Annotated in this window: 23 protein-coding genes; 13 read left to right on the forward strand and 10 right to left on the reverse strand. The window is 72.3% G+C overall.

Annotated elements, in window-relative coordinates; translation table 11 throughout:
- Nucleotides 1-35 precede the first annotated feature (35 nt).
- From DSC45_RS28090 to DSC45_RS28100, 3 genes are read left to right on the forward strand one after another with little or no spacing between them, the layout of a single operon-like run.
- Nucleotides 36-1,592, forward strand: coding sequence for a 4-coumarate--CoA ligase family protein (locus tag DSC45_RS28090; protein WP_119294777.1), 1,557 nt, complete (start codon nt 36-38; stop codon nt 1,590-1,592).
- 28 nt (nt 1,593-1,620) lie between these two features.
- A complete protein-coding gene (locus DSC45_RS28095) occupies nt 1,621-2,385 on the forward strand; it encodes an enoyl-CoA hydratase family protein (RefSeq protein WP_119294778.1) in 765 nt (254 codons plus the stop codon).
- Nucleotides 2,373-2,963 (forward strand): TetR/AcrR family transcriptional regulator, encoded by a 591-nt coding sequence (locus DSC45_RS28100; RefSeq protein WP_119294779.1) that lies wholly within the window; start codon nt 2,373-2,375, stop codon nt 2,961-2,963. The genes DSC45_RS28095 and DSC45_RS28100 overlap by 13 nt, the downstream gene beginning before the upstream one ends.
- 67 nt (nt 2,964-3,030) lie before the next feature.
- Here DSC45_RS28100 and pdxH read toward each other — a convergent pair whose 3' ends face one another.
- Nucleotides 3,031-3,669, reverse strand: coding sequence for a pyridoxamine 5'-phosphate oxidase (gene pdxH, locus DSC45_RS36630; RefSeq protein WP_240434893.1), 639 nt, complete (start codon nt 3,667-3,669; stop codon nt 3,031-3,033).
- A gap of 453 nt (nt 3,670-4,122) precedes the next feature.
- Here pdxH and DSC45_RS28110 point away from each other — a divergent pair, with 453 nt between their 5' ends.
- Complete coding sequence (locus tag DSC45_RS28110) at nt 4,123-5,223, forward strand: citrate synthase 2 (RefSeq protein WP_119294781.1); 1,101 nt, start codon at nt 4,123-4,125, stop codon at nt 5,221-5,223.
- A 494-nt stretch (nt 5,224-5,717) separates the two neighbouring features.
- A complete protein-coding gene (locus DSC45_RS28115; protein ID WP_119294782.1) occupies nt 5,718-7,109 on the forward strand; it encodes a PAS domain-containing protein in 1,392 nt (463 codons plus the stop codon).
- Nucleotides 7,110-7,251: 142 nt separating this feature from the next.
- Here DSC45_RS28115 and DSC45_RS28120 read toward each other — a convergent pair whose 3' ends face one another.
- Nucleotides 7,252-8,007 carry an SIS domain-containing protein gene (locus tag DSC45_RS28120; RefSeq protein WP_119294783.1) on the reverse strand — a complete coding sequence of 252 codons (756 nt, stop codon included), beginning with the start codon at nt 8,005-8,007 and terminating at the stop codon, nt 7,252-7,254.
- 350 nt (nt 8,008-8,357) lie between these two features.
- On the opposite strand from DSC45_RS28120, the gene DSC45_RS28125 reads away from it, so the two are divergent.
- Together DSC45_RS28125 and DSC45_RS28130 are read left to right on the forward strand one after the other, a co-directional pair.
- Nucleotides 8,358-9,050 carry an iron-dependent transcriptional repressor DtxR gene (locus DSC45_RS28125; protein ID WP_119294784.1) on the forward strand — a complete coding sequence of 231 codons (693 nt, stop codon included), beginning with the start codon at nt 8,358-8,360 and terminating at the stop codon, nt 9,048-9,050.
- 585 nt (nt 9,051-9,635) lie between these two features.
- The gene (locus DSC45_RS28130; protein WP_119294785.1) at nt 9,636-10,535 is read left to right on the forward strand and encodes an alpha/beta fold hydrolase; all 900 of its coding nucleotides are present in this window, start codon (nt 9,636-9,638) and stop codon (nt 10,533-10,535) included.
- Nucleotides 10,536-10,549: 14 nt separating this feature from the next.
- Here the strand turns inward: DSC45_RS28130 and DSC45_RS28135 are convergent, their stop codons facing one another.
- From DSC45_RS28135 to DSC45_RS28155, 5 genes are all read right to left on the reverse strand, one after another.
- A complete protein-coding gene (locus DSC45_RS28135) occupies nt 10,550-11,152 on the reverse strand; it encodes a hypothetical protein (protein ID WP_119294786.1) in 603 nt (200 codons plus the stop codon).
- A 188-nt stretch (nt 11,153-11,340) separates the two neighbouring features.
- Nucleotides 11,341-12,084: a C39 family peptidase gene (locus DSC45_RS28140; RefSeq protein ID WP_119294787.1), complete on the reverse strand. Its 744-nt coding sequence runs from the start codon at nt 12,082-12,084 to the stop codon at nt 11,341-11,343.
- Between the two features lie 145 nt (nt 12,085-12,229).
- Complete coding sequence (locus DSC45_RS28145) at nt 12,230-13,825, reverse strand: transporter (RefSeq protein WP_119294788.1); 1,596 nt, start codon at nt 13,823-13,825, stop codon at nt 12,230-12,232.
- Nucleotides 13,822-14,592: an ABC transporter ATP-binding protein gene (locus DSC45_RS28150; protein WP_119294789.1), complete on the reverse strand. Its 771-nt coding sequence runs from the start codon at nt 14,590-14,592 to the stop codon at nt 13,822-13,824. Before DSC45_RS28150 ends, DSC45_RS28145 begins: the two co-directional genes overlap by 4 nt.
- A 223-nt stretch (nt 14,593-14,815) precedes the next feature.
- Nucleotides 14,816-15,493 (reverse strand): bifunctional DNA primase/polymerase, encoded by a 678-nt coding sequence (locus DSC45_RS28155; RefSeq protein WP_119294790.1) that lies wholly within the window; start codon nt 15,491-15,493, stop codon nt 14,816-14,818.
- A gap of 310 nt (nt 15,494-15,803) precedes the next feature.
- Between DSC45_RS28155 and DSC45_RS28160 the strand changes: the two genes are divergently transcribed.
- Complete coding sequence (locus DSC45_RS28160) at nt 15,804-17,186, forward strand: NsdA family TPR-like regulatory protein (protein ID WP_119294791.1); 1,383 nt, start codon at nt 15,804-15,806, stop codon at nt 17,184-17,186.
- A gap of 216 nt (nt 17,187-17,402) precedes the next feature.
- On the forward strand, nt 17,403-19,217 hold the full coding sequence (locus DSC45_RS28165) for a hypothetical protein (RefSeq protein WP_119294792.1): 1,815 nt from the start codon (nt 17,403-17,405) through the stop codon (nt 19,215-19,217).
- Nucleotides 19,218-19,284: 67 nt separating this feature from the next.
- Here the strand turns inward: DSC45_RS28165 and DSC45_RS28170 are convergent, their stop codons facing one another.
- Nucleotides 19,285-20,607 (reverse strand): ABC transporter substrate-binding protein, encoded by a 1,323-nt coding sequence (locus DSC45_RS28170; protein WP_119294793.1) that lies wholly within the window; start codon nt 20,605-20,607, stop codon nt 19,285-19,287.
- A 185-nt stretch (nt 20,608-20,792) separates the two neighbouring features.
- Between DSC45_RS28170 and DSC45_RS28175 the strand changes: the two genes are divergently transcribed.
- The gene (locus tag DSC45_RS28175; protein WP_119294794.1) at nt 20,793-21,239 is read left to right on the forward strand and encodes an SCO4402 family protein; all 447 of its coding nucleotides are present in this window, start codon (nt 20,793-20,795) and stop codon (nt 21,237-21,239) included.
- A 73-nt stretch (nt 21,240-21,312) separates the two neighbouring features.
- Nucleotides 21,313-22,194, forward strand: a complete 882-nt coding sequence (gene purU / locus DSC45_RS28180) for a formyltetrahydrofolate deformylase (RefSeq protein WP_119294795.1) — start codon at nt 21,313-21,315, stop codon at nt 22,192-22,194.
- A gap of 24 nt (nt 22,195-22,218) precedes the next feature.
- Here the strand turns inward: purU and DSC45_RS28185 are convergent, their stop codons facing one another.
- Both DSC45_RS28185 and DSC45_RS28190 read right to left on the reverse strand, forming a co-directional pair.
- Nucleotides 22,219-23,499: a DinB family protein gene (locus DSC45_RS28185; RefSeq protein WP_240434894.1), complete on the reverse strand. Its 1,281-nt coding sequence runs from the start codon at nt 23,497-23,499 to the stop codon at nt 22,219-22,221.
- A 14-nt stretch (nt 23,500-23,513) separates the two neighbouring features.
- Nucleotides 23,514-24,086 carry a sigma-70 family RNA polymerase sigma factor gene (locus DSC45_RS28190; RefSeq protein WP_119294796.1) on the reverse strand — a complete coding sequence of 191 codons (573 nt, stop codon included), beginning with the start codon at nt 24,084-24,086 and terminating at the stop codon, nt 23,514-23,516.
- A 376-nt stretch (nt 24,087-24,462) separates the two neighbouring features.
- Here DSC45_RS28190 and DSC45_RS28195 point away from each other — a divergent pair, with 376 nt between their 5' ends.
- Complete coding sequence (locus tag DSC45_RS28195; protein ID WP_119294797.1) at nt 24,463-24,837, forward strand: STAS domain-containing protein; 375 nt, start codon at nt 24,463-24,465, stop codon at nt 24,835-24,837.
- A 164-nt stretch (nt 24,838-25,001) separates the two neighbouring features.
- Nucleotides 25,002-25,517 (forward strand): EF-hand domain-containing protein, encoded by a 516-nt coding sequence (locus DSC45_RS28200; protein WP_119294798.1) that lies wholly within the window; start codon nt 25,002-25,004, stop codon nt 25,515-25,517.
- Nucleotides 25,518-25,567 lie beyond the last annotated feature (50 nt).

The following is a 25,567-nucleotide window of genomic DNA, read 5'->3' on the forward strand; positions in this document are numbered from 1 at the left end:
GGCAAGGTTCGCCCCCGTCCGCCCCTGGAGGGACCGTGTTCCGCAGTCAGTACGCAGACGTCCCCGCCCTCGACGAACCCATCCACGACGCCGTGCTCGGCCGGGCGGCCGAGTTCGGTGACACCCCCGCGCTGATCGACGGAGTCGCCGGCACCACCGTCACGTACGCCCAACTGGACACCTTCCACCGGCGGATCGCCGCCGCGCTCGCGGAGTCCGGGCTGCGCAAGGGCGACGTGCTCGCCCTGCACAGCCCGAACACGGTCGCCTATCCGGCGGTGTTCTACGCGGCCACGCGCGCGGGCGCGGCGGTCACCACGGTCCATCCGCTGGCCACACCCGACGAGTTCGCGAAGCAGCTCACCGACTCGGGCGCGACCTGGATCGTCACCGTGTCCCCGCTCCTGGACAGCGCCCGCGAGGCCGCACGGATCGCCGGCGGCATCCGCGAGATCCTCGTCTGCGACCAGGCGGAGGGCCATCGCAGCATCCTCGACATGCTCGGCTCCACCGCGCCCGACCCCGACGTCGTCGTCGACCCGGAGGACATCGCCGCCCTGCCGTACTCCTCGGGCACCACCGGCATCCCCAAGGGCGTGATGCTCACCCACCGCTCCATCGCCACCAACCTGGCCCAGCTGCACCCCACGATGCCCGTCGGCGAGGGGGCGCGGATCCTCGCCGTCCTGCCCTTCTTCCACATCTACGGCCTCACCGCCTTGATGAACGCCCCGCTGCGGCACGGCGCCACCGTCGTCGTACTGCCGCGCTTCGAGCTCGAGACGTTCCTGGGTGCCGTCGAGGAGCACCGCATCACCGGCCTGTACGTCGCCCCGCCGATCGTCCTCGCCCTCGCCAAGCACCCCGCGGTCTCCGCGTACGACCTGTCCTCCCTGGAGTTCATCGTCAGCGCCGCCGCCCCGCTGGACGCCGCGCTCGCCGCCGCCTGCTCCGAACGGCTCGGACTGCCGCCGGTCGGCCAGGCGTACGGCATGACGGAACTCTCGCCCGGCACCCACGTCGTCCCGCTCGGTGCGCAGAACCCGCCGCCCGGTACGGTCGGCAAGCTCATCGCCTCCACCGAGATGCGCATCGTGTCCCTCGACGATCCGGCGAAGGACCTGCCGGCCGGCGAGCGCGGCGAGATCCTCATCCGCGGCCCCCAGGTCATGAAGGGCTACCTCGGCAGGCCGGAGGCGACCGCCGACATGATCGACGCCGACGGGTGGGTGCACACCGGGGACGTGGGTGAAGTGGACGACGACGGCTGGCTGTTCGTCGTCGACCGCGTCAAGGAGCTCATCAAGTACAAGGGCTTTCAGGTGGCTCCCGCCGAGCTGGAGGCGCTGCTGCTCACCCACCGCGACATCGCCGACGCCGCGGTGATCGGCGTCCTCGACGAGGACGGCAACGAACTGCCGAAGGCCTACGTCGTACGACAGCCGGGCAGTGGACTCACCGCGGGGCGTGTCACCGACTACGTGGCCGAACGCGTCAGCCCGTACAAGAAGGTCCGGCGGGTGGAGTTCATCGACGCGGTGCCGCGTGCCGCGAGCGGAAAGATCCTCCGCCGCGAACTGCGGGACCGTTAGCGTCTGTTGACCGGGCGGACGCAGGCCGATGGGCGCGGGCCGCACCACCGAGGGAGAACAGCACGTGATCAAGCACAGTCACAGCCGGGGCGTCAGCACCCTGACCCTGGACGCCCCGGCCCGCCGCAACGCCCTGTCGGGACCGCTGGTGGAGGCGCTCACCAAGGCGCTCGCCGACTGCGGCAGCGACGCGCGGGTACGAGCCGTCGTGCTCAGCCACACCGGCGAGACGTTCTGCGCCGGAGCGGACCTCAAGGAGCCCTGCAGCCCGTACGCGTTCGTCGCCCTGATGCGGCAGATCGTGGAGCTGCCCAAGCCCGTCGTCGCACGCGTCGACGGGCACGTACGGGCCGGCGGCCTCGGCCTGCTCGCCGCCTGCGACCTCGCGCTCGCCTCGCGCCGCTCGGACTTCGCGCTCACCGAGGTGCGGATCGGGGTCGCGCCGGCGGTGATCTCGCTGACGCTTCTGCCACGCATGGACCCGCGCGCGGTCGAGCGGTACTACCTCACGGGCGAACGCTTCGACGCCGAGCGGGCCGCCGCGACCGGTCTGCTCACCGAGACCGCCGACGACGTCGACGCCGCCCTCGGCGGCGTCCTCGAGTCGTTCCGCACGGCGGCACCCGGCGCACTGGCCGAGGCGAAGAAGCTGGTCACCGCCAGAGTCCTCGAGGCCTTCGACGAGCACGCGGAGGACTACGTCCGGCGCTCCGCGACGCTGTTCGCGTCCGCCGACGCCCGCGAGGGCATGACCGCCTTCCTCGAACGACGGGACCCTGCATGGCTGTTGTGAGCCCTGCCGACCGTGCGCCCAAGCAGGACCGCAGCCGCGCCACCCGACAGCGTCTCCTGGAGGCCGCCGTCTCCTGCCTCGCCGAGCGCGGCTGGGCGGGCTCCACGGTGTCCATGGTCGCCGAACGCGCGGGGGTGTCGCGCGGGGCCGCGCAGCATCACTTCCCGACCCGTGAGGACCTGTTCACGGCGGCCGTCGAGTACGTCGCCGAGCAGCGCTCGCAGGCGCTGCGCGAGCTGCCGGTGCAAAACCGCGGAGCCGTCGTGCATGCGCTGGTCGGCCTCTACACCGGACCGCTGTTCCGGGCCGCCCTGCACCTGTGGGTGGCCGCAGCCGACGAACCGCAGCTGCACGCGCGCGTGAGCGAACTCGAGGCACGCGTCGGACGCGAGAGCCATCGCATCGCCGTCGAGCTGCTCGGCGCCGACGAACGGCGCCCCGGCGTACGCGAAACGGTCCAGGGCCTGCTCGACATGGCCCGCGGCCTGGGTCTCGCCAACCTCCTCACGGACGACGCCGCGCGCCGGGAGCGGGTGGTGGGGCAGTGGGCGGTGATCGTCGAGCGCGCGCTGGACTGATCCGCGCTGCCGCCCTCCGCGCTGCCGCCCTCCGCGCTGCCGCCCTCCGGGCCGCCGCAAGGTCTGCTCAGGGCGCGAGCCGCCGCACCGTCCAACTGCCGTCCGCCACGCGCGCGTACCGGAGCCGGTCGTGCAGCCGGTTCTCCCTGCCCTGCCAGAACTCCACCTCGTCGGGCACCACCCGGATCCCGCCCCAGTGCGGCGGTACGGGCACCTGCGCGCCCGGCGGGTAGCGGTCCGCGAGTTCCGCGTACGCCCGATCGAGTTCCTCGCGGGAGGCGATCTGCGTGGACTGCCGGCTGGCCCAGGCGCCGAGCTGTGAACCGTGCGGCCGGGAGCGGAAGTAGCGCGCGGTCTCGTCCCGGCCGATCCGCTCCGCACCGCCCGTGACCAGGACCTGCCGGGCCATCGAATGCCACGGGAAGAGCAGCGCCACGCGCGCGTTGACCGCGATGTCGCGGGCCTTGCGGGATTCGTAGTTGGTGAAGAAGACGAAGCCGTCTGCGTCGTAGGCCTTGAGGAGCACGGTGCGGGAGCTGGGGCGGCCGTCCGCGTCGGCGGTGGAGACGACCATCGCGTTCGGTTCGTAGAGGCCGCCGTTCCGCTCGGCCAGGGCCGCCTCCGCGAACCAGCGCCCGAACTGCTCCATCGGCTCCCCGGCGAGCTCCGCCGGATCGACACCCTCGGCGCGGTACTGGCGGCGCATCACGGCCGGATCGTCCAGGTCGGCCGGGCTGGACGGTGGGACCTCGCGGGCGCCCGGGCCGCCGGTGGCTTCCTGCGGGGCGCCCGCGGTGTCCTGAGGGTCCGTGGGGTCGCGGCGGGAGTGATCGGTCACCCCGTCATCCTGCCGCACCGAAGGGGTGGCTTCCGACCCCTGGGAGGTGGTCTCATGGCACTGAGTGCCGCAAGCTCCTGTCGATGTGGCACTCCAGGACCCCGTCCTGTCCGCACGCCGGCCGGATGACCTCCGGCCGTACGGGGCATGACCCGGTCGACCGGAACGGACCGCGAGTCGCGGAGGGCGTCTGCCGAGGCGCCGTCCAGGGGCGCCGACCGCGGATCCAGGCCGGTGGCCACCTGTTCCTGACATGTGGTCAGCCAATGCACCTGTCGCCGCGGCAGTCACCCTCTGCCGCCACTCATGAGGAGCCGCCTTATGTCCGACTTCGTACCCGGTCTCGAAGGAGTCGTCGCGTTCGAGACGGAGATCGCCGAACCGGACAAGGAAGGAGGCGCCCTGAGGTACCGCGGTGTGGACATCGAGGACCTGGTCGGCCATGTCTCCTTCGGGAACGTGTGGGGCCTCCTCGTGGACGGCGCCTTCGCGCCCGGCCTTCCGCCCGCGGAGCCGTTCCCGATCCCGGTGCACTCCGGGGACATCCGCGTCGACGTGCAGTCCGCGCTCGCCATGCTCGCCCCGGTCTGGGGCCTGAAACCACTGCTGGACATCGACGAGTCCCGCGCCCGCGACGACCTCGCGCGCGCCGCCGTGATGGCCCTGTCGTACGTCGCCCAGTCCGCCCGCGGGCAGGGCATGCCGATGGTGCCGCAGCGCGAGATCGACAAGGCCGAGAGCGTCGTCGAGCGGTTCATGATCCGCTGGCGCGGTGAGCCGGACCCGCGGCACGTCAAGGCCGTCGACGCCTACTGGACCTCCGCCGCCGAGCACGGCCTGAACGCCTCGACGTTCACCGCCCGGGTCATCGCCTCCACCGGCGCCGATGTCGCCGCAGCCCTCTCGGGCGCGGTCGGCGCCATGTCGGGGCCGCTGCACGGCGGCGCACCGTCCCGGGTGCTCGGCATGATCGAGGAGATCGAGCGCACCGGGGACGCCGCCGGCTACGTCCGGCAGGCCCTCGACAAGGGGGAGCGCCTGATGGGCTTCGGACACCGCGTCTACCGGGCCGAGGACCCGCGCGCGCGGGTACTGCGCCGTACCGCGAAGGAGCTCGCGGCGCCGCGCTTCGAGGTGGCCGAGGCGCTGGAGCGGGCCGCGCTTGAGGAGCTGCACGCCCGTCGCCCGGACCGGGTGCTGGCCACCAATGTCGAGTTCTGGGCGGCGATCGTCCTGGACTTCGCCGAGGTGCCGGCCCATATGTTCACGTCGATGTTCACCTGTGCCAGGACGGCCGGCTGGAGCGCGCACATCCTGGAGCAGAAGCGCACCGGACGCCTGGTGCGTCCGTCCGCGCGCTACACGGGCCCCGGCACGCGCGACCCGCGCGCCATCGAGGGTTACGCGGATCTGACGGGCTGACCGGGTCTGTCGGGCCATCCGGAAACGCAGACGACCCGCGGGCCTTGGTCCCCGCCGTACGAAACGGCGGGGAGCCGGCCGGACAATACCGGCGGCCCGCGGGTCGGGTGACTGCTTGGGATTGGGCCGGCTGCGCACATGCATCGCGCGCTGGTCCGGCACCGCACTGGTTCTACGGTGGCAGGCTGCTAGCCCGCAGCCACCTCACCTGTCCGGTATGTCATCACTTCCGAACCACCTCCCTTCCGGTTGATTCCCACACTAGGAGTCGTCCCCGGGCGGCATCAAGGGATTTTCTGCGACCTTGACGGAGGCGGCTGAAAACCGGCATGGAACAGGTCGTACCGGGGCACCTCGACGCCCCAGGACAACGATTCGGGCGTGGACCCGACCACGTTTTGACAAACGCGCTGTGCTCTGTGTCACGTTCGAGTTGAATGATCGGTGAGCGGTGCACACCGACAAGCTGACTCGTCCTGCATGGGGGTGGCCAGATGAGTGCTTCCCGGCGCAGCGGTACGGCGGACTCCTTGGGGCCGGGAGACCCCGAGCCCGATCCGGAGACCGAGCGCGATCCGGAGCGTGACGGACCGGCGTCCGACGATCTGCTCGCGGCTCTCCTCGACGGCATGGACGCGGCCCTGTGCGCCTTCGACGCCGACGGCGTGGTCACGCACTGGAACCGCGAGGCGGAACGCATCCTCGGCTGGACCGCAGAGGAGGCCGTCGGCCGCCGCGGATTCGCCGGCTGGGCGGTGCGCAGCGCCGACGCCGACGAGGTGGCGGAGCGGCTGCTGGGTGCGATGGGGTCGCCGGGGCGTCAGGTGCACGAGTTCGCGCTGCTGACCAAGGACGGCGGCCGGGTCCTGGTCCGTACCCAGTCCGCGGCCGTGCGCGGTCCCGACGGCGAACCGGCGGGTGTGTACTGCGCGTTCAGCGAGGTGCACACCCAGATCGACCTGGAGCGTTCCATCGCGCTCAGTGAGGCGCTCTTCGACTCGGCGTCCTGGGGCGTCGTCCTCGTGGACGCCGATCTGCGCCCGGCCGTGGTCAACGGCCATGCGGCACGTGCCCTCGGCGTGGGCCGCAGCTCCCTGCTCGGCCGCCCGCTCGGTGAACTCCTCACCCGAGGCGTCGAGGACCTGGAGAACGCCTTCACGCACGTCCTGTCCGAGGGCGCACCGCCCGAGCCGGCCGAGATGTGGGTCACCCTGCGCACCGACGAGGGCGAGTCGCGGCGCTGCTGGCGCAGCGGTTTCGTACGCCTGTCGTCGCCGCTCGCGGAGGAGCCCGTACCGCTGGGTGTGGGCTGGCTGTTCGTGGACGTCACGGAGGCCAAGCAGCTCGAGCAGGAGGCGGCGCAGCTGCGCTTCCGCGCCAACCAGCTGCACCGCGCCGCACGCGCGTCCGCCGAGTGCGAGGACCCCTACGAGGCGGCGACGGTCCAGCTGGACTTCGCACTCGCCGGCTTCGCCGATCACGCCCTGATCGACCTGACGTCGTCACTCGAGCCGCCCCGCCTGGTGCGGTCCGCGGCCACTCCCGCCGGTACGCCGGGGCCCGTGCAGTCCCTCGCCAAGGGCGGCATTCCGCTGCGGTACGCGCCGGGGCATCCGGCGCTGCAGTGCCTGGAGCGGGCGGGTTCGGTACGGGCGTCGGCGGGCGCCGCGGGGTCCACGGACGCCGAGCAGTGGGCCGAGGCCCGGCAGTGGCCGTCCGACGCGGTGCACGCCCTGTGCGTGGCGGCGCGCAGCCGCGGGCGCACGGTGGGCGTGGTGACGTTCCTGCGGGGCGTGACGCGCCCGCCCTTCGAGCGGGGTGAGGCGATGTACGCGGAGAGTGTGGCCGTACGGATCGCCGCGAGTCTGGATCTGGTGGGGCGCTGACGACGACGGTGCGTTGCCGGGCACCGGAGTCGTCGGGCACGCGCGCGTAGGCCCTGGAGTCGTGAGGCACGCGCGCGTAAGGAGGGTGTTTTCCGGCTCTGCGCGCGCGTGGCCGATCGCCCTCCACGCGCGCGAGGAGGCGTCACCGCCGGTAGAAGATCCGGTCCCCGTAGCGGCGGAAGATCTGGCCGTTCCAGTCGTGGCCGCCGTCGACGTTGCCCGAGCGCAGCAGCGGCGGTTCGATGCCGCGGGCCAGCAGGTCACCGGCCGCGCGGGCCATCACGGCCTGCAGCAGGGCGTTCGTCACGACGCTCGACGCCGGTCCGAAGGGGGCCTCGATGCCCTCCGCGCTGAGCTCCGCGTCGCCGACCGTGATCTTGCTGTCGAGGACGAGGTCGCAGTGGTCCTTGAGGAAGGTGCCGGACACGTGCCGGGACTTGGTCTCCGTCGCGTACGCCACCGAGGTCACGCCGATCACCTTGATGCCGAGCGCGCGGGCGTTCATCGCCATCTCGACGGGCAGGGCGTTCCGCCCGGACAGCGAGATGATCACCAGGACGTCGCCGGCCGTGGCGGGACTGGTGTCGAGTACCGCGCCCGCCAGACCGTCCACCCGTTCCAGGGCGGAACCCAGGGTCGCGGGCATCACGTCGACGCCGACGACGCCCGGCACCGCGAGCAGGTTCATCAGGGCGAGCCCGCCCGCCCGGTACACGATGTCCTGGGCGGCGAGCGAGGAGTGCCCGGCGCCGAAGGCGAAGAGCCGGCCGTCCGCCTCGACCGTGTCCGCGATCATCGCGGCCGCGGCGGCGATGGACTCGGACTCCTCGTCGCGGACCCGCTCGAGCAGGCCGATCGCGGCGTCGAAGTACTGGTCCGCCAGCTTGTTCCCGTCCATCGAGCAGGCCCCTTCCGCCTTGTGTCGCCGCTCACGTTGCGGTCTGGACCAGTGGACTGTCAATACGGACCGCACGGACCCCCGGGGGGTGTGCGGGCCCCGCCGGTGCCCCCCTCCGGCCGGGTCCCGCACCACGCGCCACCCCGCATACGCCGCGCACGCACGCCGAGTCAGCACCAGACCCCTCTCGAAATCGCTCCGAACACCGTCACAGGCCCGGAATTCCGGGCCGGAATCGGGTTTTCGGGCCCCGCCTCACGCGGGCGCGGCACGGTTGTCGGCGGTATGCGTCAGAATTGAGTCCGGGGCCACCGCACGACGATTTTCTGTCACAGCATCGAGGGGCACGTATGTCCGGACTGATCGACACCACGGAGATGTATCTCCGCACCATCCTCGAGCTCGAAGAGGAAGGTGTGGTCCCCATGCGTGCCCGGATCGCGGAGCGGCTCGATCAGAGCGGCCCGACGGTCAGCCAGACGGTGGCTCGCATGGAGCGCGACGGACTGGTCTCCATCGCCAGCGACCGTCACCTGGAGCTGACCGAGGAGGGCCGCCGCCTGGCCACCCGCGTGATGCGCAAGCACCGGCTCGCCGAGTGCCTGCTGGTCGACGTGATCGGCCTGGAGTGGGAGCAGGTGCACGCCGAGGCCTGCCGCTGGGAGCACGTGATGAGCGAGGCGGTCGAGCGCCGCGTCCTCGACCTGCTGCGCCACCCGACCGAGTCGCCGTACGGCAACCCGATCCCGGGGCTCGAGGAGCTGGGCGAGAAGGCGGAGGCCGATCCCTTCCTCGACGTGGGGATGGTCAGCCTGGCCGACCTGGACGCGGGCGCCGAGGGCAAGACCGTGGTCGTGCGCCGGATCGGCGAGCCGATCCAGACCGACGCCCAGCTGATGTACACGCTGCGCAGGGCGGGGGTGCAGCCCGGCGCGGTGGTCAGCGTCACCGAGTCGCCCGGCGGAGTGCTGGTCGGCAGCAGCGGTGAGGCGGCCGAGCTCGAGTCGGAGATCGCCTCGCACGTGTTCGTCGCCAAGCGCTGACGGCAGCGACCCGCGGACGGTCCGCGGGAGCGCCCCTGCGAGGTGTTCCCGCGACCGCCCTCCGTCGGCACACCTACCTCAACTGCCCCTTTTGTAGCGGCACTTGAGGCAACAAATCGAAGATTCACTGTGCGGAACGGCAGCGCCGGGACGTTTTGCGTGCCACGCTGTCGCGTGAGGCATATGACGTGAGAGCTCTTGACCGCCGGGGGACGGATCGGGATCGAGGAGGGGGCGGGACATGTGCCACCGCGACCTGCACGTCCGCCCGGGCCCGGCGCGGCCCCGAACAGCAGAGGGCCCCGGCGCCTCGCGACGCCGGGGCCTGTCCTCCCCTGTGCTGACCCGGAGCCCCGAGCTCCCAGGGTCAATCCCCTCGGACCGTTTTCCCCGAGCGGTCCGCCTCCCGCAAAAGGTCTCCCCTCGGCCGCGCCGATCATTCCTTGAGGGTGGTCACTCGAACGAGGGTTGTTGCCACCAGAAGCACCGTTTTCGAATGCAGGTTCTATAGCGTTTGCCGTACGAAGCGGTCGGTCGTACGGGACGAGCCGGGGCAAGTGGGCCCGCAGAGGGGGTGCCAGGACCATGGTGCGACGCATCGACGTATCGGGGGCAGGGGGCGCACGTCTCGCCGCCTGGGAGTACGCCGACCCTCCGAAGCTCTGGGAGGCCTCCCGGACGGAGCCCGACGGCGAGGCGGATCCCTCGCCCGGCGTGCTGTTACTGCACGGCCTGATGGGCCGTGCATCGCACTGGGCCGGCACCGCCCGCTGGCTGGCCGAGCGCCACCGCGCCGTCGCGCTCGACCAGCGCGGACACGGCCAGAGCGACAAGCCGCCCGAGGGCCCCTTCACCCGCGACGCCTACGTCGACGACGCCGAGGCCGCCCTGGTCCAGCTCGGCCTCGCCCCTGCCGTGCTCATCGGCCACTCGATGGGAGCGCTCACCGCCTGGCAGCTCGCCGCACGCCGGCCCGACCTGGTCCGCGGCCTGATCATCTGCGACATGAAGGCCTCACCGCTGGGTGCCGCCTCGCAGCGCGAGTGGGCCGACTGGTTCAAGGCCTGGCCGCTGCCCTTCGCGACCCTCGCCGACGTACGCAAGTGGTTCGGCGAGGACGACCCGTGGGTGGAGCGCCCCAATCCGGCACGCGGCGACTTCTACGCCGAGGTGATGACGGAGTCCGAGGACGGCTGGCGCCCCGTGTTCGCCCGCGACCAGATGCTGGTCTCCCGCGAGACCTGGGTCTACGACGCGCACTGGGAGGAACTGGCCCAGGTCCAGTGCCCGGCCCTGGTGGTCCGCGGCCTGGACGGCGAACTGGGCCGCGCGGAGGCCCAGGAGATGGTCCGCGTCCTGCCCCGTGGCGCGTACGCGGAGGTGCCGGACGCCGGACACCTGGTCCACTACGACCGGCCGGACGGCTGGCGCACGGCGGTGGAGCCGTTCCTGGACGGCGTGCTGACGGGGAGCGAGCCGGCGTGAGGCCGACGCGCCCGTCAGGCGGTGACGGGCGCGTGCGAAGCTGCCGCCCGGCGCCGCTTCCAGTACCCGACGGTGAGTACGGCCATGAGCGGCCCCCACAGGGTCAGCGGCGCGTAGCAGGCGTAGAGCCACGCCGCCTGCAGGCCGCCCTGCTCGGTCGGGAAGTCGGCCGGCAGCGGATCGCCCTGGATCGTGCGGCCCTGGATCTGGGTGACCAGCACCAGGACGGTCCACAGCAGCGTGAGCGCGGCGGCTCCGACGGCTGCCGGGATCACCGCCGCCAGGACCGGGACGGGGCGGCCGCCCAGCAACGGGATCCAGCGCGGAAACACCTCGCCCCACCGCGCGATCAGGCCGAACGCGGTGAAGGCGACCAGCTCGGACGCGAGCGTCAGCACCACGACGTACACCGCGAGACCGGGGCCGACGCGGTCGTCGGCGACGAGCGGGAGCCGCCAGATCCCGGACGGCAGAACGACCAACGGCACGGCGCAGGCCGCCAGCCGCATCCCCCGGGACACTCCGGGTACGGGCGCGTGCGCCGCCCGCCATGCGCGGCGCAGGCGTCCCGGACGGGCGGCGACGGCGAACTCGTGACTGTGCGGGGGCGGCTGCATGGCAGGTCCTCGACTCGGCTGCGGCGGCTGTTCGGCGTACCGCTCACGCTCGCACCGGGGACCCGCCCGCCGGATCGCCCGGCGGTCCTGTCCTGGCTCCCCCGTGCGGCAGGCAGGGGGTACGACCAGGGAACGACCGCCGAGCCCTCCGGCCGGGTGGCGAGGGCCGGTGACCGAGCCCGCCGCCGTCAGGCCGCGTAGCCCTTCGGCGGGATCAGCGACGCCAGCTGCGAGAAGTCGAGCCAGTAGATCTGGTAGCCGTTGAAGGAGGCCGAGTCGGCGATGAGCACCGTGTCGTGGTCGGTGTCGTAGCCGATGACCGTGAAGTAGTGGTACACGGTCTGGTCCGACGGGTAGCCGGGCGGCTGGTTGCCGGGCGGGGCGACGATGTTGGCGACGACGGCGTAGTTGTCGTCGATGTCCGCCACCACGTCCGACCGGAGCAGGTCGATCTGTGCCTGGGTGGGCGGGTCGTTCGGCATCTCGCGGGTGAAGTACTGGCCCGCGTCGATACGGGAGTTGAGCACCGTGGTGACCTGGCTGATGTGGTCGGTGCCGCCGGTGTGGGTGCCGAGTTCGGCGGCCAGGGTGCTCTGGCTGGGGGCCGCGACCCGGGCCGACAGCGCGCAGCGGGTGGCGGCGGGGCCGCACCAGTAACCCGTCTCCTGGACCTGGTACTCGACCGAGATGACGTGCTCGCCCTGGGCGTTCACCTCCTTGGTCCGCAGGGTCGGGAACGCGCTGCGGTGGCCGCCGACGACCTCGGTGGCGACCTGGATGCCGTTCGGGTGTGCGGGGCTGGGCGGCAGCGGTGCGACCTGGCGGTCGCCGGCGCCCGGCCGGGCGGGTGCCTGCGCTCGCGCGGTGCCGGTGGACAGGAGGGCGCCGGTGGCGCCGAGCGCGAGCATGCCGGCAAAGGCTCTTCTTCGCATGATGCGTCTCCTCATCTGTATCTGTGGGGGAGGCATGAGCATGTCATGTCAATGGGGCGGTGGGGAGACGGCGTTGCCGGCCTGCAGGAGGCGCCCAAGGCGGCCGTCCGCGGGCCACCGGGCCCGCGGACGGCCGCACCCCGCGTCACCCCTTGCTGACCGCTCCGAGGATCTCCGGCAGCCGGTTCGCCGTGCGCGGAGCCGCGAGGCGCAGGCCGCCGAAGGTGACGAGCCAGCCGTAGGCGATGCCGATCGGGAGCAGCAGCCACAGTTGGTCGTGCGCGCCGGACACATGCATCCAGATCGTCAGGGCGATCACCGGCGCACAGATCACCGCGGCCGCGACCATGCCGCCCATGATCGAGATGAACGCCAGGCCCGACTGCCCGGGCGCGACGTTCTTGTGCCCCTCCTGCGGGATCGAGTACGGATAGCGCGCCGAGGCCCAGGCGCCGGTCGCCAGCATCGCGCCGAGCAGTGCGAAGGACAGTCCGAACGCCTCCGGCAGCGCTCCCCAGTCGCCGACGAGGCCCGTCGTCAAGAGGGTCACGAGCGTGGCGTACGGCAGCGTGACCACCAGCAACGCAAGGGCGCGGGCGCGCAGTTCGAGATACGCGTCCCGGGGCGAGGAGATCGTCATCGCGACCATCCAGAACGCCGAGGTGTCCTGGCCGAACTGGTTGTACATCTGCACGCCGAGCATGCCCGCCGCGAAGCAGGCGAAGTACACCGATCCGGTGCCCTGCAGCGCGTTGAACACCGGCACGATCAGGCCGATCGCGAGCGAGGTCACCCACGCCGCCTTGGTCTTCGGATCCCGCCAGACGTAGCGCAGCGTGCGTTCCATCGCCGTGCCGGTACGGCCCGCGGGCAGCAGGCGGGACAGGCCGGTGGAGCGCTCCTTGCCGGTGCTCTCGTCGGCGGCGGCGAGCGTGGAGCCGTCCGGCATCGTCATCAGGCGGGTCAGGCTCCGCTGCCACCACCACAGGAGCGCCGCGAGCGCCACGACGGACAGGGCGAGTTGGGCCACCGCATCGAGGTAGGCGCCGTCGGCGGCCGAGTCGACCGCGGCGATCGACGAGGCCGGCGGGATCCACCGCGCCACGTCGGCGTACGGCTCGAGCGGCTCGAGGCCGCCGGCCCGGCCGAGCCGCTGCGCACCGAAGTTCACCGCCTGGGCGCCGACCGCGACGATCAGCCCGCTGAGCACCGCGAGGTCGCGGCCCTTACGGCTGGTCAGGAGGCGGGTGTTGGCGGCGGCGACGGCGCGGGCGAGCGCCACGCACACCAGGATCGTGAGCACCGCGGCCACTACTCCGACGACCGCCGCGGCCGCGCCGTGCGCGACGGCGATCACCGAACCGAGCACCAGGCAGAGCGTGAACAGCGGCCCGATACCGACGAGCGATGCCGCGAGCAGGGCGCCGACCAGCGGTCTCGGCCGCAGCGGAAGCATCACCAGACGCGTCGGGTCCAGGGTCTCGTCACCGCTCGGGAAGAACAGCGGCATCACCGCCCAGCCGAGCGCGAGCACCAGCGTGAGCAGCAGGACGACGGTCGGTGCGTGCTCGTGGCCGCGCAGCAGCAGCAGGCCGAGCAGCTGGAGCGCGGCGAAGAGCAGCGCGAAGACCATCGAGACGATGTACGCGGCCCGGCGGCCGCCCGACTGGCGCAGCCCGTTGCGGAGCAGGGACAGCTTCAGCCGGACCATCACCGGGGTCAGCTGGGCCGTGGTCGTCATCGGGCGCCGCCCCCGAGCCAGTCGAGGGAGTTGCCGTCCTGCTGCCCGGCCGCACCGACCAGTTCGAGGAACGCGCTCTGCAGCGAAGGCGCGTCGCCGCGCACCTCGTCGAGGGTGCCCTGCGCCCGGATCCGCCCGGCGGCCATCACCGCGACCCAGTCGCACAGCGACTCCACCAGCTCCATCACATGGCTGGAGAAGACCACGGTGGCGCCGGAGGCGGTGTACCGCTCGAGGACGCCGCGGATGGTCTGCGCGGACACCGGGTCCACGCCCTCGAACGGCTCGTCCAGGAACAGGACTTCGGGATTGTGCAGCAGCGCGGAGGCCAGGCCGATCTTCTTGCGCATACCGGTCGAGTAGTCGACGACGAGCTTGTGCTGCGAGCCCGCCAGATCGAGTACGTCCAGGAGCTGGGTGGCCCGCTTCTCCACCTCGTCGCCGGGCAGCCCCCGCAACCGGCCGGTGTAGGTGAGCAGTTCACGCCCCGAGAGCCGCTCGAAGAGCCGCAGGCCCTCGGGCAGTACGCCGATCCTGGCCTTCACCTCGGCCGGGTCCTGCCAGACGTCGTGGCCGACCACGTGGACGCTGCCCTGGTCCGGCCTGAGCAGGCCGGTGACCATGGACAGGGTGGTGGTCTTGCCGGCGCCGTTCGGTCCGACGAGACCGATGAATTTGCCTGCGGGCAGGACCAGATCGATGCCGGACACGGCGATCTGCTCGCCGAAGCGTTTCCACAGGCCCTGTACGCGTACTGCCTCGTCCACCGGTGCTGCCCTCCGAACCCACGCCCCGTCCGCGTGGCGTGCTGGCGATCAAGATGCTCACGGTCACGATACGGACCGGGCAGCTTGTCGGAAGTGCGTTCGGACGGGACGGGACGGGGTGGGACGGGGTGGGTCGGGTGGCGCCGGACGCCCGACGGGACGGATGCCCGGACGGGACGGGCGCCCGGACGGGACGGGCGCCCGGACGGGACGAGCGCCCGGCTCAGATGCGGCGGTCGCGGGCGCAGGCGTACGCGAGCGGGCTGATGAGCTCGTCGGCGTCGGGCAGCCAGCGGTTGGCCGCGGTCGGGTGGCAGGCCCACTGGACGGCGCCGCTGCGGCCGAAGCGGGTGGGCGGCGCGGCGATCCACTCGCCCTCGCCGAGGGGGCGCAGGTCCAAGGTGGCGGGCGGCCAGCCCAGTGTGCGCACCAGATCGGGGGCCTGTGCGGCGGTGCCGGGCAGCGCCAGGAACTGCATACGACGGTCCGGGGTGACGGTGACCGGCCCGAGCGTGAGGTCCATCCGCTCCATCCGGGCGAGCGCCAGGAAGCCGGCCGTCTCGGGCACGTCGATCGCGTCGAAGGTGCGTCCGGTGGGCAGCAGGATCGAGGACTGCGGCTGCTTGGCCCAGAGCCGGCGCACGGACTGGGCGCTGCCGGTGGCCTGTGCGGCCCAGTCCTCGCGCGCGGGGTGTGCGCCGGGGAGTGCGCAACCGGTGTCTCCGCAGGAGCAGCGCACCGCTCCATCGGTGGGCTCGAGCCAGGTGCCGGGGAACACGTCCCAGTGCCGCTCCTCGGCGTACCGCTCCGCGTGTTCGGTGAGTGGACCGCCGTCAGGCAGTCGGTCCCCGCGCTGGTGGGGGATCTGGCCGGCTCCGGTGACTTCGATCGTCTCTTCCACGCACCACTCAACTTCCGCCGGTGTCCCGGGTTACGGCCCGAGAGCGCCCGGCGCGTGCGCGGGTCGGGCGCATCGATTCTGCACCTGGGGCGCATGGGTGCACGGTCGGGGGCGCGCAGCACGATCCGCTCCGGGGACGGGTAGCGGACCGGGAGGAAACGGTGAAGTCCGGCGGCTCTCGGCAGGACCGCCGGTCCTGGCCGATTCCGCGCACATCTCGCATGTCTGGTTATGTCCCGCATCTTCCGTATGCCGGCGGGGCATTGATCATCGGGGATGTTGTCCTACGGCGCACACCAGGGGGTTCGCCATGGCCGCAAGGCCTCTCGTCGCGCGACAGCCGAACGAACGGCTGCAGTCGCTCATCCAGGAAGCCGGCTGCTCCAACGCCGGACTCGCCCGCAGGGTCAACCTGTGCGGCGCGGAGCACGGCCTCGACCTTCGCTACGACAAGACGTCCGTGGCCCGCTGGCTGCGCGGCCAACAGCCGCGCGGCCGGGCGCCCGGAGTGATCGCCGAGGCGGTTGGACGCAAACTGGGCCGCACCGTCACCATCGACGAGATCGGCATGGCCAACGGCAAGAACCTGGCCTCGGGCGTCGGCCTGCAGTTCTCGCCGACGGTGCTCGGCGCGATGGAGCAGGTCTGCGAGCTGTGGCGCAGTGACGTGGGCCGCCGGGACTTCCTGTCCGGCTCCTCGGTCGCCGCGTCCGCGCTCGTCGAACCCAGCCGCGACTGGCTGATCACCGCCACCGACGCCCATGTCGCCCGCTCCGCCGGGCCACGCGTCGGGCACTCCGACGTGGCCGCCGTGCGTGCGATGACCGACTCGCTCGTGCAGTTGGACCACCAGTACGGCAGCGGTCACGTACGGCCGGTGGTGGTGCACTACCTCAACTCGGTGGTGTCCGGGCTGCTCGCCGGGTCGTACCGGGAGGCGGTGGGGCGCGAACTCTTCGGCGCGGTGGCCCGGTTGACCGAGGTCGCCGGATACATGGCCGTGGACACCGGGCAGCCCGGGCTCGCTCAGCGGTACTACATCCAGGCCCTCCGGCTCGCCCAGGCCGCCGGCGACCGCGGCTACGGCGGATACGTACTGGCCGCGTCCATGAGCCACTTGGCGGCCCAGCTCGGCAATCCGCGGGAGATCTCCCAGCTCGCGCGGGCCGCGCAGGAGGGCGCGCGCGGCCGGGTCACGCCGCGTGCCGAGGCGATGTTCCACGCGGCGGAGGCGCGCGGGCACGCACTGCTCGGCGACGCGAGTGCGGCACAGTCCGCGGCGTCCCGCGCGGGGAGTGCGATGGAGCGCGCGGCCGCACACTCCGGGGACGACCCGGTGTGGATCGCGCACTTCGACGAGGCCTATCTGGCCGACGAGTTGGCGCACTGCCACCGCGATCTGGGGCAGGCCGACGACGCGGCGCGGGCGGCCCGTGAGTCGCTCGACGGGCACCCGGAGGGGCGGGTGCGGCGGCGGGCGATCGGTCTTCTGCTGCTCGCCACCGCCGAGGTGCAGCAGCGCGAGGTGGAGCAGGCCTGCTCCACCGGGACCCGGGCCGTCGAACTCCTCGCCACTCTGCGATCCAACCGCGGGGCGGAGTATCTGGACGACTTCCGCACGCGGCTCGAACCGTTCGCCCGCACCCCTGCCGTACGGGAATTCGGCGCCCGGGTCGATGCGCGAGCGGCCTGAGAGGGCGGTACGTGTCCGGGGTGAGCCAGCTCATGCGCGAGCTGCGTCACAGTGTCCGAAACGCCTCCGTCCCTGCTTAAGACGGCCTTAAACAGCGTACGGGCCACGGGTCTTGTTACTGCGGTGCGAGGGGGCCGCCACTGCGTGGAAAGGGGCGACGGGGACCCGGTAGCGTGAAGCGACGATTGCGAAGGTTCCCCAGGTGTAGGAGTACCGGTGACGCAGAGCGGACAGGGCGAGGAGCCGCAGTATCCAGCGGCGCGGCCCGCGCACGAGGGTGTCGTGCTGCCCGCCGACGGGGGCGAACCCCTCATATCCGGCGGCCTTCCGGACCAGACCGTTCCGGCCGGCGGCCTGCCCTGGGGGCAGCCGTGGGGGCCGGGGCAGGACGGTACGGGGGGCCACGGGGCCGCCGCTCAGGGGGGTGCCGGTGACGCCTCGCGCGGGGCCGCCCCGCAGAGTGACGCTTCGTACGGGGCACCTTCGCACGGCGACGCTTCGTACGGCACGGCTGGATACGGCGACGGCTCGTACGCCCCCGCTTCGTACGCCACCGCTTCGTACGCCACCGCTTCGTACGGTGACGCTTCGTACGGTGCTCCCGTGTACGCGCAGGACGCCGGCGGGTGGGAGCCGCAGCCGGGTCCAGGAGCGGCCGGTGCGGCGGGCCCTGCCGGTCCGGTGCCGTCCGCTGCGGAGGAGCCGGCGACGCAGTACATCGCGCCCGTCCCCGCCGACGAGGGCGCCACCCAGTACATCGCCCCGATTCCCGCCGACGAGGGCGCCACTCAACTCATCCCGCCCATAACGGCGCAGACCGCCCACCCGGGCCCGATGCCCGGACCGGACGCCCCCGCACCGCAGCCGGGCCCCTACCCCGCGCCCGGCGCCCACGCGGCCCCGCCCGCCCCCTCCGGCCCGCCTGCGCACGCCCCCGCGCCCGCACAGCGCTCCGGCGCGCACGCCGCGCCGCGGGGCCCCGGCGCCGAGCTCCCCGGCGCGCTGCCGCCCGAGCAGCCGGTGGACGCCACTCAGTTCCTCGGCCGCCGCTCCGACGTACCGCAACGGGCGCCGCACGCGCACCGCGCCCCGCAGCCGCCGTCCGCCTCCGGCGGGGATCCCGACGTCGAGGCCACCCAGTACATCGCCCCCGTCCCCGCACAGCCGCCCGGCGCCCCCTACGGCATACGGCCCGGAGCGCCCGGTGACCGGCAGCCGCCGCCCGAGTTCGACAGCCTCTTCCGCAGCGAACCGGCGGACGGCGGCGGCACCGACTCGACGCAGCAGATGCCGCGCTTCGAGGTGCCGCAGCAGTCCGCCGACCAGGGCGGTGAACCGCCGCGCGGCCGCGCGGTGAACCGCCGTGCGGCCGCAGGCGGTTCCGGCGGTTCCGGCGGCACCGGCTCCAAGGTCCCGATGGTGGCCGCGATCGGTGTCGCCATCGCCATCGTCGGCCTCGGTGCGGGCGTCCTGATCAATCTGGCCGGCGGCGACGACACCAGCGACGAACCCGGCACCGTCGCCGCGACCGAGCCGACCGAGAAGTCCGCCGAACCCACCCCCTCACCGACGGTGGACCCCGGCAAGCAGCAGGCGGAGAAGCTCGACAAGCTCCTCGAGGACAGCAACAACAGCCGGGCCGCGGTGATCCGTTCGGTCGAGCTCATCAAGTCCTGCAAGAACCTGCCGCAGGCCGCCCGCGACCTCCGGGGCGCCGCCAAGCAGCGCAACGGACTCGTCGCCCGGCTCGGCGAGCTGAAGGTCGACAAGATCCCGGACAACGCGAAGCTCACCGCGTCCCTCAACAAGGCCTGGAAGGCGTCCGCCTCGGCCGACAACCACTACGCGGCCTGGGCCGGCGAGACCTGCAAGGGCAAGGGAAAGAACAAGAAGGCCGGGCAGACCCCGCACAAGCGCTCCGGCGACCGCCAGAGCGGCGTGGCCTCCGCGTCGAAGAAGGAAGCCGTCGCGACCTGGAACCCGCTGGCCACGAAGTGGCAGCTGACCCAGCGCCAGCCGGTCGACCTCTGACCCCCGGCGGGCCGGTCGATCCCGGACCCGTCCGCGGCCCGGCGGGGACACCCCGCCCGGCCGCGCCTCAGATCCGGCTGTCCTCCAGCGTCGAGGAGACGTCCACGGCCTTCGACCTGGCGGCCACGAGCCGCCCGTCACGTACCACCTGAAACGTCACGCGGGCGTTGACCAGGCGCGGGAACTCGCTCGCCGCGATCGTGTCCTCGAATCGCCAGCGCAGGGTCGGCGTCAGCCCGCCCGTCGTGGCGCTCTCACCCGAGTTGAGCGCGCGGCCGACCGTGCGCGAGGTCACCTCGCCGTCCCCGAGCGACTCGACGATCTGCTCCAGCACGGAGTACGCGATCCAGGTCGTCTGCACCGCGGCCGACGCCGGATCGATCCGGTTGTCGGCGAACGCGTGCTCGCGGATCACCTTCCGCATCGGCTCCCAGCGCTTGTCGTCCGCCGCCGGGTACCAGCCGGTGACGTAAGCCCCTTCGTACGGACCGGACTTGCCGCCCGAGCGGTCCACCAGGGACTGGTCCACGCTGCCGAGCACGGAGGAGATCCGCACCTGCTGGTAGTCCTCCTTGGCCCGGCGGAACGAGTCGAAGAACGTGTCCGTACGGTCCCCGAGCGCGGCCGTGACGCAGCCGGAGCGGGAACGTTCCGCCGCGCCCGCCTGCCCCAGTTCGGCCGCGAGCGACGGGTCGGCTCCCGCCCGGCTCAGCGCCTCCTCGGCCTTGGAGGTGAACTCCGTGCCGTCCTCGGCGGCCCGGATGTCGGCGACCTTCGCGCCGTCGCCGGCCGCCAGGCCCGCTTCCAAGATCCCCGGCAGGTCGTCGCCCGCGACGGTGTCCGGGCGGACCAGGGAGACCTGGGTGCAGGAGCGGGCGAGCTGCCGTCCGTTGCCGGCCATCAGGGCCACCTGGCCGCCGTTCACCGGGTACGAGTTCGAGCTGGTGAACTCCTCGTTGGTGAGCCCGAATCCGCCGATGTAGGGAATGCCGGCCGCCTCTAGCGGGGACAGGAAGGACCGCGCGTGCTGGCTGTACGAGCCGACGACGGCCACCACGTCCTCCTTGACGGCACGGCGCGCACAGTCGCCGGCGCCCGCGGGGTCGTTGTGCTCGTTGCAGGTGAGGACCTTGAGGTCGCGACCGTTGATGCCGCCGTTCTCGTTGACCCAGCGGGCGTACGTCTGGGCCATGGCCGGGACGCCCGGCACGTTGGTCGCCCGGGTCTTCTCCGGCGCCCAGGTCATCACCACCACGGGCCCCCCGGAGTCCCCCGATCCCCCGGGGAGCACGCCGCAGCCGCCCAGTGACGTCGCACACACAGCAAACGCCGCACCGAGGGCGACGGAGGTGAAGGCGCGAGTGGACTTGGTACGTCGCCGAGCGGTCATGAACCTGCACGATTCCGCTCCATTCCTAACCTCCGAGTGACCCTGCTTCAACGTGGGGTGACACGGAGGTGAATTGCAGCCACCCGAACGTGACCCTCGCCGAGCGGCCCCGGAGGCGAAACGTACGATCGGCAACCGTGCAAAGCTCGGAGAAGTCTTCCCGTCGTGACCGTCGCTCCTCCACCATGGGCGGCATGGCTCTCAACGACATGCCGTGGTGGCGCTGGCGCAGCAACGTGCGCTCGGCCCTGCACATGCTGTCCGACCCCGTCTTCCAGCAGGAGTGCTGGCTGGCCGGACGCGACGAGTACGGGGACGTCACCGACGCCGTGTACCGCCTGGTCGAGGACACCTGGCTGGACAACTGGTCCGCGGAGAAATACGTCGGCACGATCTTCCGCGACGCTTCGGAGGCGTCCCTCGTCGACGTCGCCGTCCTCAGGGTGCTGCGCATCATGCACGAGGTCGGACCCGACGCCCCGGTCTCCGCGTACCTGGAGCACCAGAACTGGCCGGAGGCGGTCAGGGCGGCACGCGAGGCCCACGTGGCGCTCGCCGCGGGCGACGGCGAGGACCCGGACACCGCTCCGAAGACGCTCGAGGTGCTCCGTATCCTCACCCGCTCGGCCTGACCGCCCGCTCCGTCCGCTGGCGCGGGCCCGCGGCCCGAGCGTCGCGGGCTCCGCATATGCGATCCTTCCGCACATGAATGCGCAGCCCGCGGCCGCCTCCGAGCAGTCCGACCAGTACGTCCTCACGCTGTCCTGCCCCGACAAGCAGGGCATCGTGCACGCCGTCTCCAGTTACCTGTTCATGACGGGCTGCAACATCGAGGACAGCCAGCAGTTCGGCGACCACGACACGGGCCTGTTCTTCATGCGGGTGCATTTCTCGGCCGAGTCGCCGGTCACCGTGGAGAAGCTGCGGGCCAGCTTCGCCGCCGTGGGCGACTCGTTCCAGATGGACTGGCAGATCCACCGGCCCGACCAGAAGATGCGCATCGTCCTGCTGGTGTCCAAGTTCGGCCACTGCCTGAACGACCTGCTCTTCCGCGCCCGCACCGGCGCCCTGCCGGTGGAGATCGCCGCCGTCGTCTCGAACCACACGGACTTCGCCGAGCTGGTCTCCTCGTACGGCATCCCCTTCCACCACATCCCGGTGACCAAGGAGAACAAGGCGCAGGCCGAGGCCCAGGTGCTGGACCTGGTCCGCGAGGAGCGCGTCGAACTCGTCGTTCTCGCCCGCTACATGCAGGTGCTCTCGGACGACCTGTGCAAGCAGCTGAGCGGCCGGATCATCAACATCCACCACTCGTTCCTGCCGAGCTTCAAGGGCGCCAAGCCCTACCACCAGGCGCACGCCCGCGGCGTGAAGCTGATCGGCGCGACCGCGCACTACGTGACCGCGGATCTCGACGAGGGCCCGATCATCGAGCAGGAGGTCGAGCGCGTCGGCCACGAGGTCACCCCGTCGCAGCTGGTGGCGATCGGCCGCGACGTCGAGTGCCAGGCGCTCGCCCGCGCCGTGAAGTGGCACGCGGAGCACCGCATCCTGCTCAACGGCCGCCGCACGGTCGTCTTCACCTGAGCCGGCCGCCGCAGGTGCCCGTGCTCACATCCGGCTGAGCGAGGCCGCCGCGGCGAGTACGTCGTGGATGGCCTCGCGGTCGCCGTCCTGCCCCGCGGCCGCCTCCTCCGGAGGTACGTGACCTGCCGCCAGCCGGCAGAACTCGTCGCCGTCCAGGGCGACATGGGCCACCGCCTGCTCCGGCGACGCGAGCGCGCCCGGCGAGTCGAGGGCGATGTACCACTCGCCGCCGCCGCGTCCCTCCACCTCGAGCAGCAGACTGCGCCCCGGGGCGCCGGCCGTGGCCAGACCCTGCGGCGGAGCCGCGAATCCGGAGCGCCGGCGGTCGGCGAGAGCCGAGGGCAGCTGCCGCGCGGCCAGGTCGATCATGCCGTGCATGTGCCGCGGCGCGGGCAGCTCGTACGGGTAGTCGACGGCGTCGGCGATGTCGCCCGCGTGGATCCAGGTCTCGAAGGCCCGGTCCACCATGGCGTCCCGCAACGGCAGTTCGTACGTCCCGTACGGCACCGGGATCTCGGCGTTGGCCGCGCCCGCGAACGACAGCGTCCGTACGATCGCGTGGCTCTGCCGCCGCCAGGGGCGCCGCACCGCGCGGGTCGGCGGGAAGCGGGAGCCGCGCCAGTACTTCTCGGTGCGGTCGGCCGGCTTGCGGCTCTTCGGCGCCATCACGCCGAGCGGGTCGTCGAGGCCGATCGCCATGGCCGCGAGGCCGTCCACGGTCAGCAGGTGGGCGATGGTGCCGGCCACCGTCGTACGGCGGTCGCGGCCGCTGTCGCCCTCGTACCAGCGAAGTCGCACCGGGGCGTGCCACTCGGCGTCGCCCATGTCCCGCAGGAGCGCGTCGAGCCGGGCGGCCTCGGCGTCGTAGGCGCCTGCCCAGTCCGGCACGGGGATGCGCGGCGGCCTGCGGTCGAGGCAGCCGGCCAGGACCCGGCTGCGCAGACCGGGGTCGAGGTCGAGGCTCTCCTCCGGGTGCAGCAGGCCGACCGCGTCCCGCAGCCGCAGGGCCTCCTCGGCGCACTGCGTGCAGCTGTCGAGGTGCAGCTCGACGGCCTTCGCCTCCTCGGGCGAGCAGGCGGCGAGCGCCCAGGCGCCGAGCAGGGACTTCAGGACGGTGTGCTCGAGCTGGGGAGGGATCACGGCAGGCGGGGGTGGGGGAGGTGGCGTGGGTGGCGTGGGCGGCGCCTGTGGAGGCAGCGGCCGGCCGGTGTCCTCGACGGACATGCGGGGCGGGGGTATGCGCGGGCTGCCCCGGGTCTCCCCGGGGTTGTCGCCGCGCGGCTCGTCGGGGTCCTCCGGCGGCAGGGACCGGTCATCGCTCACAGCGCTCTCCGCGGTCGGTGGTGCGGCGCTCGCGGGTCGTTGGCCGTGGACAGGAGCTGCAGGCCGAGCCGGAGCCGACGTCGCGCCTCGTCCTCGGTGACGCCGAGGTCGGCGGCGGTCTGACGGTAGTCGCGGCGCTGGAAGTACGCCAGCTCGAGGGCGGCCCGCAGCGGGGCCGGCATCGACGTCACGATGTAGTCGGCGCGGGCCGCGACGGAGGCTTGGCGCACCTTGCGTTCCAGGTCCTCCGCGGTGCCGGCGCCGCTGCGGGCGAGCGCGGCGGTCTCCGTCTGCCGCAGCCGCTGGACGGCGTGCTGGTGCGCGAGTCCGGCTATCCAGGACCGCAGCGGTCCCTGTTTCGGGTCGTAGCTCTCCGGGTTCTCCCAGATATGGGTGAAGACCTCGCGGGTGACGCGGTCGGCGTCCGTATCGTCGTCGAGTACGCGGTGGGCCAGGCCGTGCACGAGTGTCGCGAAGCGGTCGTACAGCTCACCGAGGGCGGCTGCCTCCCCGCGGGCCAGGCGCTGCTGCATCCTGCGGTCCCAGCGAGGCGGTGCGTCCTTCCCCATATGACTCCCTCCCTCTCCGACGAATGTAATCGGAACGGATGGCGTTGCATGCCCCTTTACTGCAATGCGTGGCGCTACTGCGGCAGCGGATGGTAAGGCGACGGTCACAGAGCGCGGGTGAGATCGCGTTCCGGGGCGGTGGAATGCGACGGACTGCGACCAGCATGGATCGAATCCGCACAAACGTGATAGGTCTGCTGGCAGGGCCGGTGCGGGGCGGTCCGGGGTTCGTGTTTCATGGGGGAGTGGCGGGGCAGCCGCGAGAGAAGGAAGCGAAAGGAAGGCTTCCGGATCCAGCGAGGTTGTGGGCGAACGAGCAAGTGAGAGACAGGAAGCGGCGGTACGGCTTCCTGATCGGTCGAGCGAGAGGCGTGGTGTGGCGCTCAGGGTGAACGAGGGGGACCAGGACGGCTGGGCCGTCATCCAGGTAAGCGGCGAGATGGACCTGGTGACCTCACCCGTGCTGCGTCAGCGTGTCCACGAGGCGGTCGCCGACGGCCGGCGAAGGCTGGTGGTCGACCTCTCCGAGGTGTTGTTCTGCGACTCGAGCGGTGTGGGTGTGCTGATCGCCACGCGACGGCTCATCCGGTCCTGCCAGGGCGAGTTGAGGCTCATCCTCCCCGCCCAGGGAGCGGAGGACGGTTCGCACGTCAATCGGGTCCTGGCCGCGCTCGGTGTGCGGCGGCTCTTCTCGGTGTACGCGGACGTGGACACCGCGGTCCTCGACTCCGTACCGCCGCTGTCGGCGTAGGCCGCTTCCGGGCCGTGTCCCGTCCGTGTCCGACGGTTGCGATCGCGTAGCGGAATTCGGCGGTCTTGCTACAAGACCGCCGGTGTGACGCCTTCCGCCCGCGGACCCCACGTACGCTCCACCGTGAGACGCATTCACCCCACCTGATCAGTGAGGCAGCTGAAATGGACAGCGCAGAGTACGAGCGCAAGATTGCCGCCCGCTTCGCATCCTTCGACCAGGACGGCAACGGCTATATCGACCGCGAGGACTTCAGTGCCGCGGCGAAGGCGTTGCTCGCCGAGTTCGGTACGAAGGCCCGCAGCGACAAGGGGCAGGCGCTGTACCTGGGGGCGGAGGCGTTCTGGCAGGGCATGGCGGGGATCGCCGACGTCGACGGTGACCAGCGCGTGACCCGCGAGGAGTTCGTCACCGGCGCGGTGAAGCGGCTGCGTGACAGCCCCACCCGGTTCGGCGAGATCGCCCGCCCGTTCCTGCGTGCGGTGATCGGTGTCGCGGACGAGGACGGCCGGGGCGCGACGCCGGAGGCCGCGGAGCGGGTCCTGCGGGTGCTCGGGGTCGAGGACGGCCTCGCGGCGGCGGCCGCGGCCGCGCTGGACGCGGACGGCGACGGCCGGATCTCCGAGGACGAGATCCTCGCCGCCTTCGCCGGGTACTTCACGACGCCCGAGCCCGAGTAGCAGGCAGCCCGCGGGAGTGCGCCGCCGAGCGCGCACTCCCGCGGGCGATG

The sequence above is a fragment of the Streptomyces sp. YIM 130001 genome (assembly GCF_003574445.1).
Lineage (GTDB): Bacteria > Actinomycetota > Actinomycetes > Streptomycetales > Streptomycetaceae > Streptomyces.

Coding starts and splice junctions, on each gene's coding strand:
- DSC45_RS28095 (WP_119294778.1), top strand. CDS start 1,621: ATGGGCGCGGGCCGCACCACCGAGGGAGAACAGCACGTGATCAAGCAC.
- DSC45_RS28100 (WP_119294779.1), top strand. CDS start 2,373: ATGGCTGTTGTGAGCCCTGCCGACCGTGCGCCCAAGCAGGACCGCAGC.
- pdxH (WP_240434893.1), bottom strand. CDS start 3,669: ATGCGCCGCCAGTACCGCGCCGAGGGTGTCGATCCGGCGGAGCTCGCC.
- DSC45_RS28110 (WP_119294781.1), top strand. CDS start 4,123: ATGTCCGACTTCGTACCCGGTCTCGAAGGAGTCGTCGCGTTCGAGACG.
- DSC45_RS28115 (WP_119294782.1), top strand. CDS start 5,718: ATGAGTGCTTCCCGGCGCAGCGGTACGGCGGACTCCTTGGGGCCGGGA.
- DSC45_RS28120 (WP_119294783.1), bottom strand. CDS start 8,007: ATGGACGGGAACAAGCTGGCGGACCAGTACTTCGACGCCGCGATCGGC.
- DSC45_RS28125 (WP_119294784.1), top strand. CDS start 8,358: ATGTCCGGACTGATCGACACCACGGAGATGTATCTCCGCACCATCCTC.
- DSC45_RS28130 (WP_119294785.1), top strand. CDS start 9,636: ATGGTGCGACGCATCGACGTATCGGGGGCAGGGGGCGCACGTCTCGCC.
- DSC45_RS28135 (WP_119294786.1), bottom strand. CDS start 11,152: ATGCAGCCGCCCCCGCACAGTCACGAGTTCGCCGTCGCCGCCCGTCCG.
- DSC45_RS28140 (WP_119294787.1), bottom strand. CDS start 12,084: ATGCGAAGAAGAGCCTTTGCCGGCATGCTCGCGCTCGGCGCCACCGGC.
- DSC45_RS28145 (WP_119294788.1), bottom strand. CDS start 13,825: ATGACGACCACGGCCCAGCTGACCCCGGTGATGGTCCGGCTGAAGCTG.
- DSC45_RS28160 (WP_119294791.1), top strand. CDS start 15,804: ATGGCCGCAAGGCCTCTCGTCGCGCGACAGCCGAACGAACGGCTGCAG.
- DSC45_RS28170 (WP_119294793.1), bottom strand. CDS start 20,607: ATGACCGCTCGGCGACGTACCAAGTCCACTCGCGCCTTCACCTCCGTC.
- DSC45_RS28175 (WP_119294794.1), top strand. CDS start 20,793: ATGGGCGGCATGGCTCTCAACGACATGCCGTGGTGGCGCTGGCGCAGC.
- purU (WP_119294795.1), top strand. CDS start 21,313: ATGAATGCGCAGCCCGCGGCCGCCTCCGAGCAGTCCGACCAGTACGTC.
- DSC45_RS28190 (WP_119294796.1), bottom strand. CDS start 24,086: ATGGGGAAGGACGCACCGCCTCGCTGGGACCGCAGGATGCAGCAGCGC.
- DSC45_RS28200 (WP_119294798.1), top strand. CDS start 25,002: ATGGACAGCGCAGAGTACGAGCGCAAGATTGCCGCCCGCTTCGCATCC.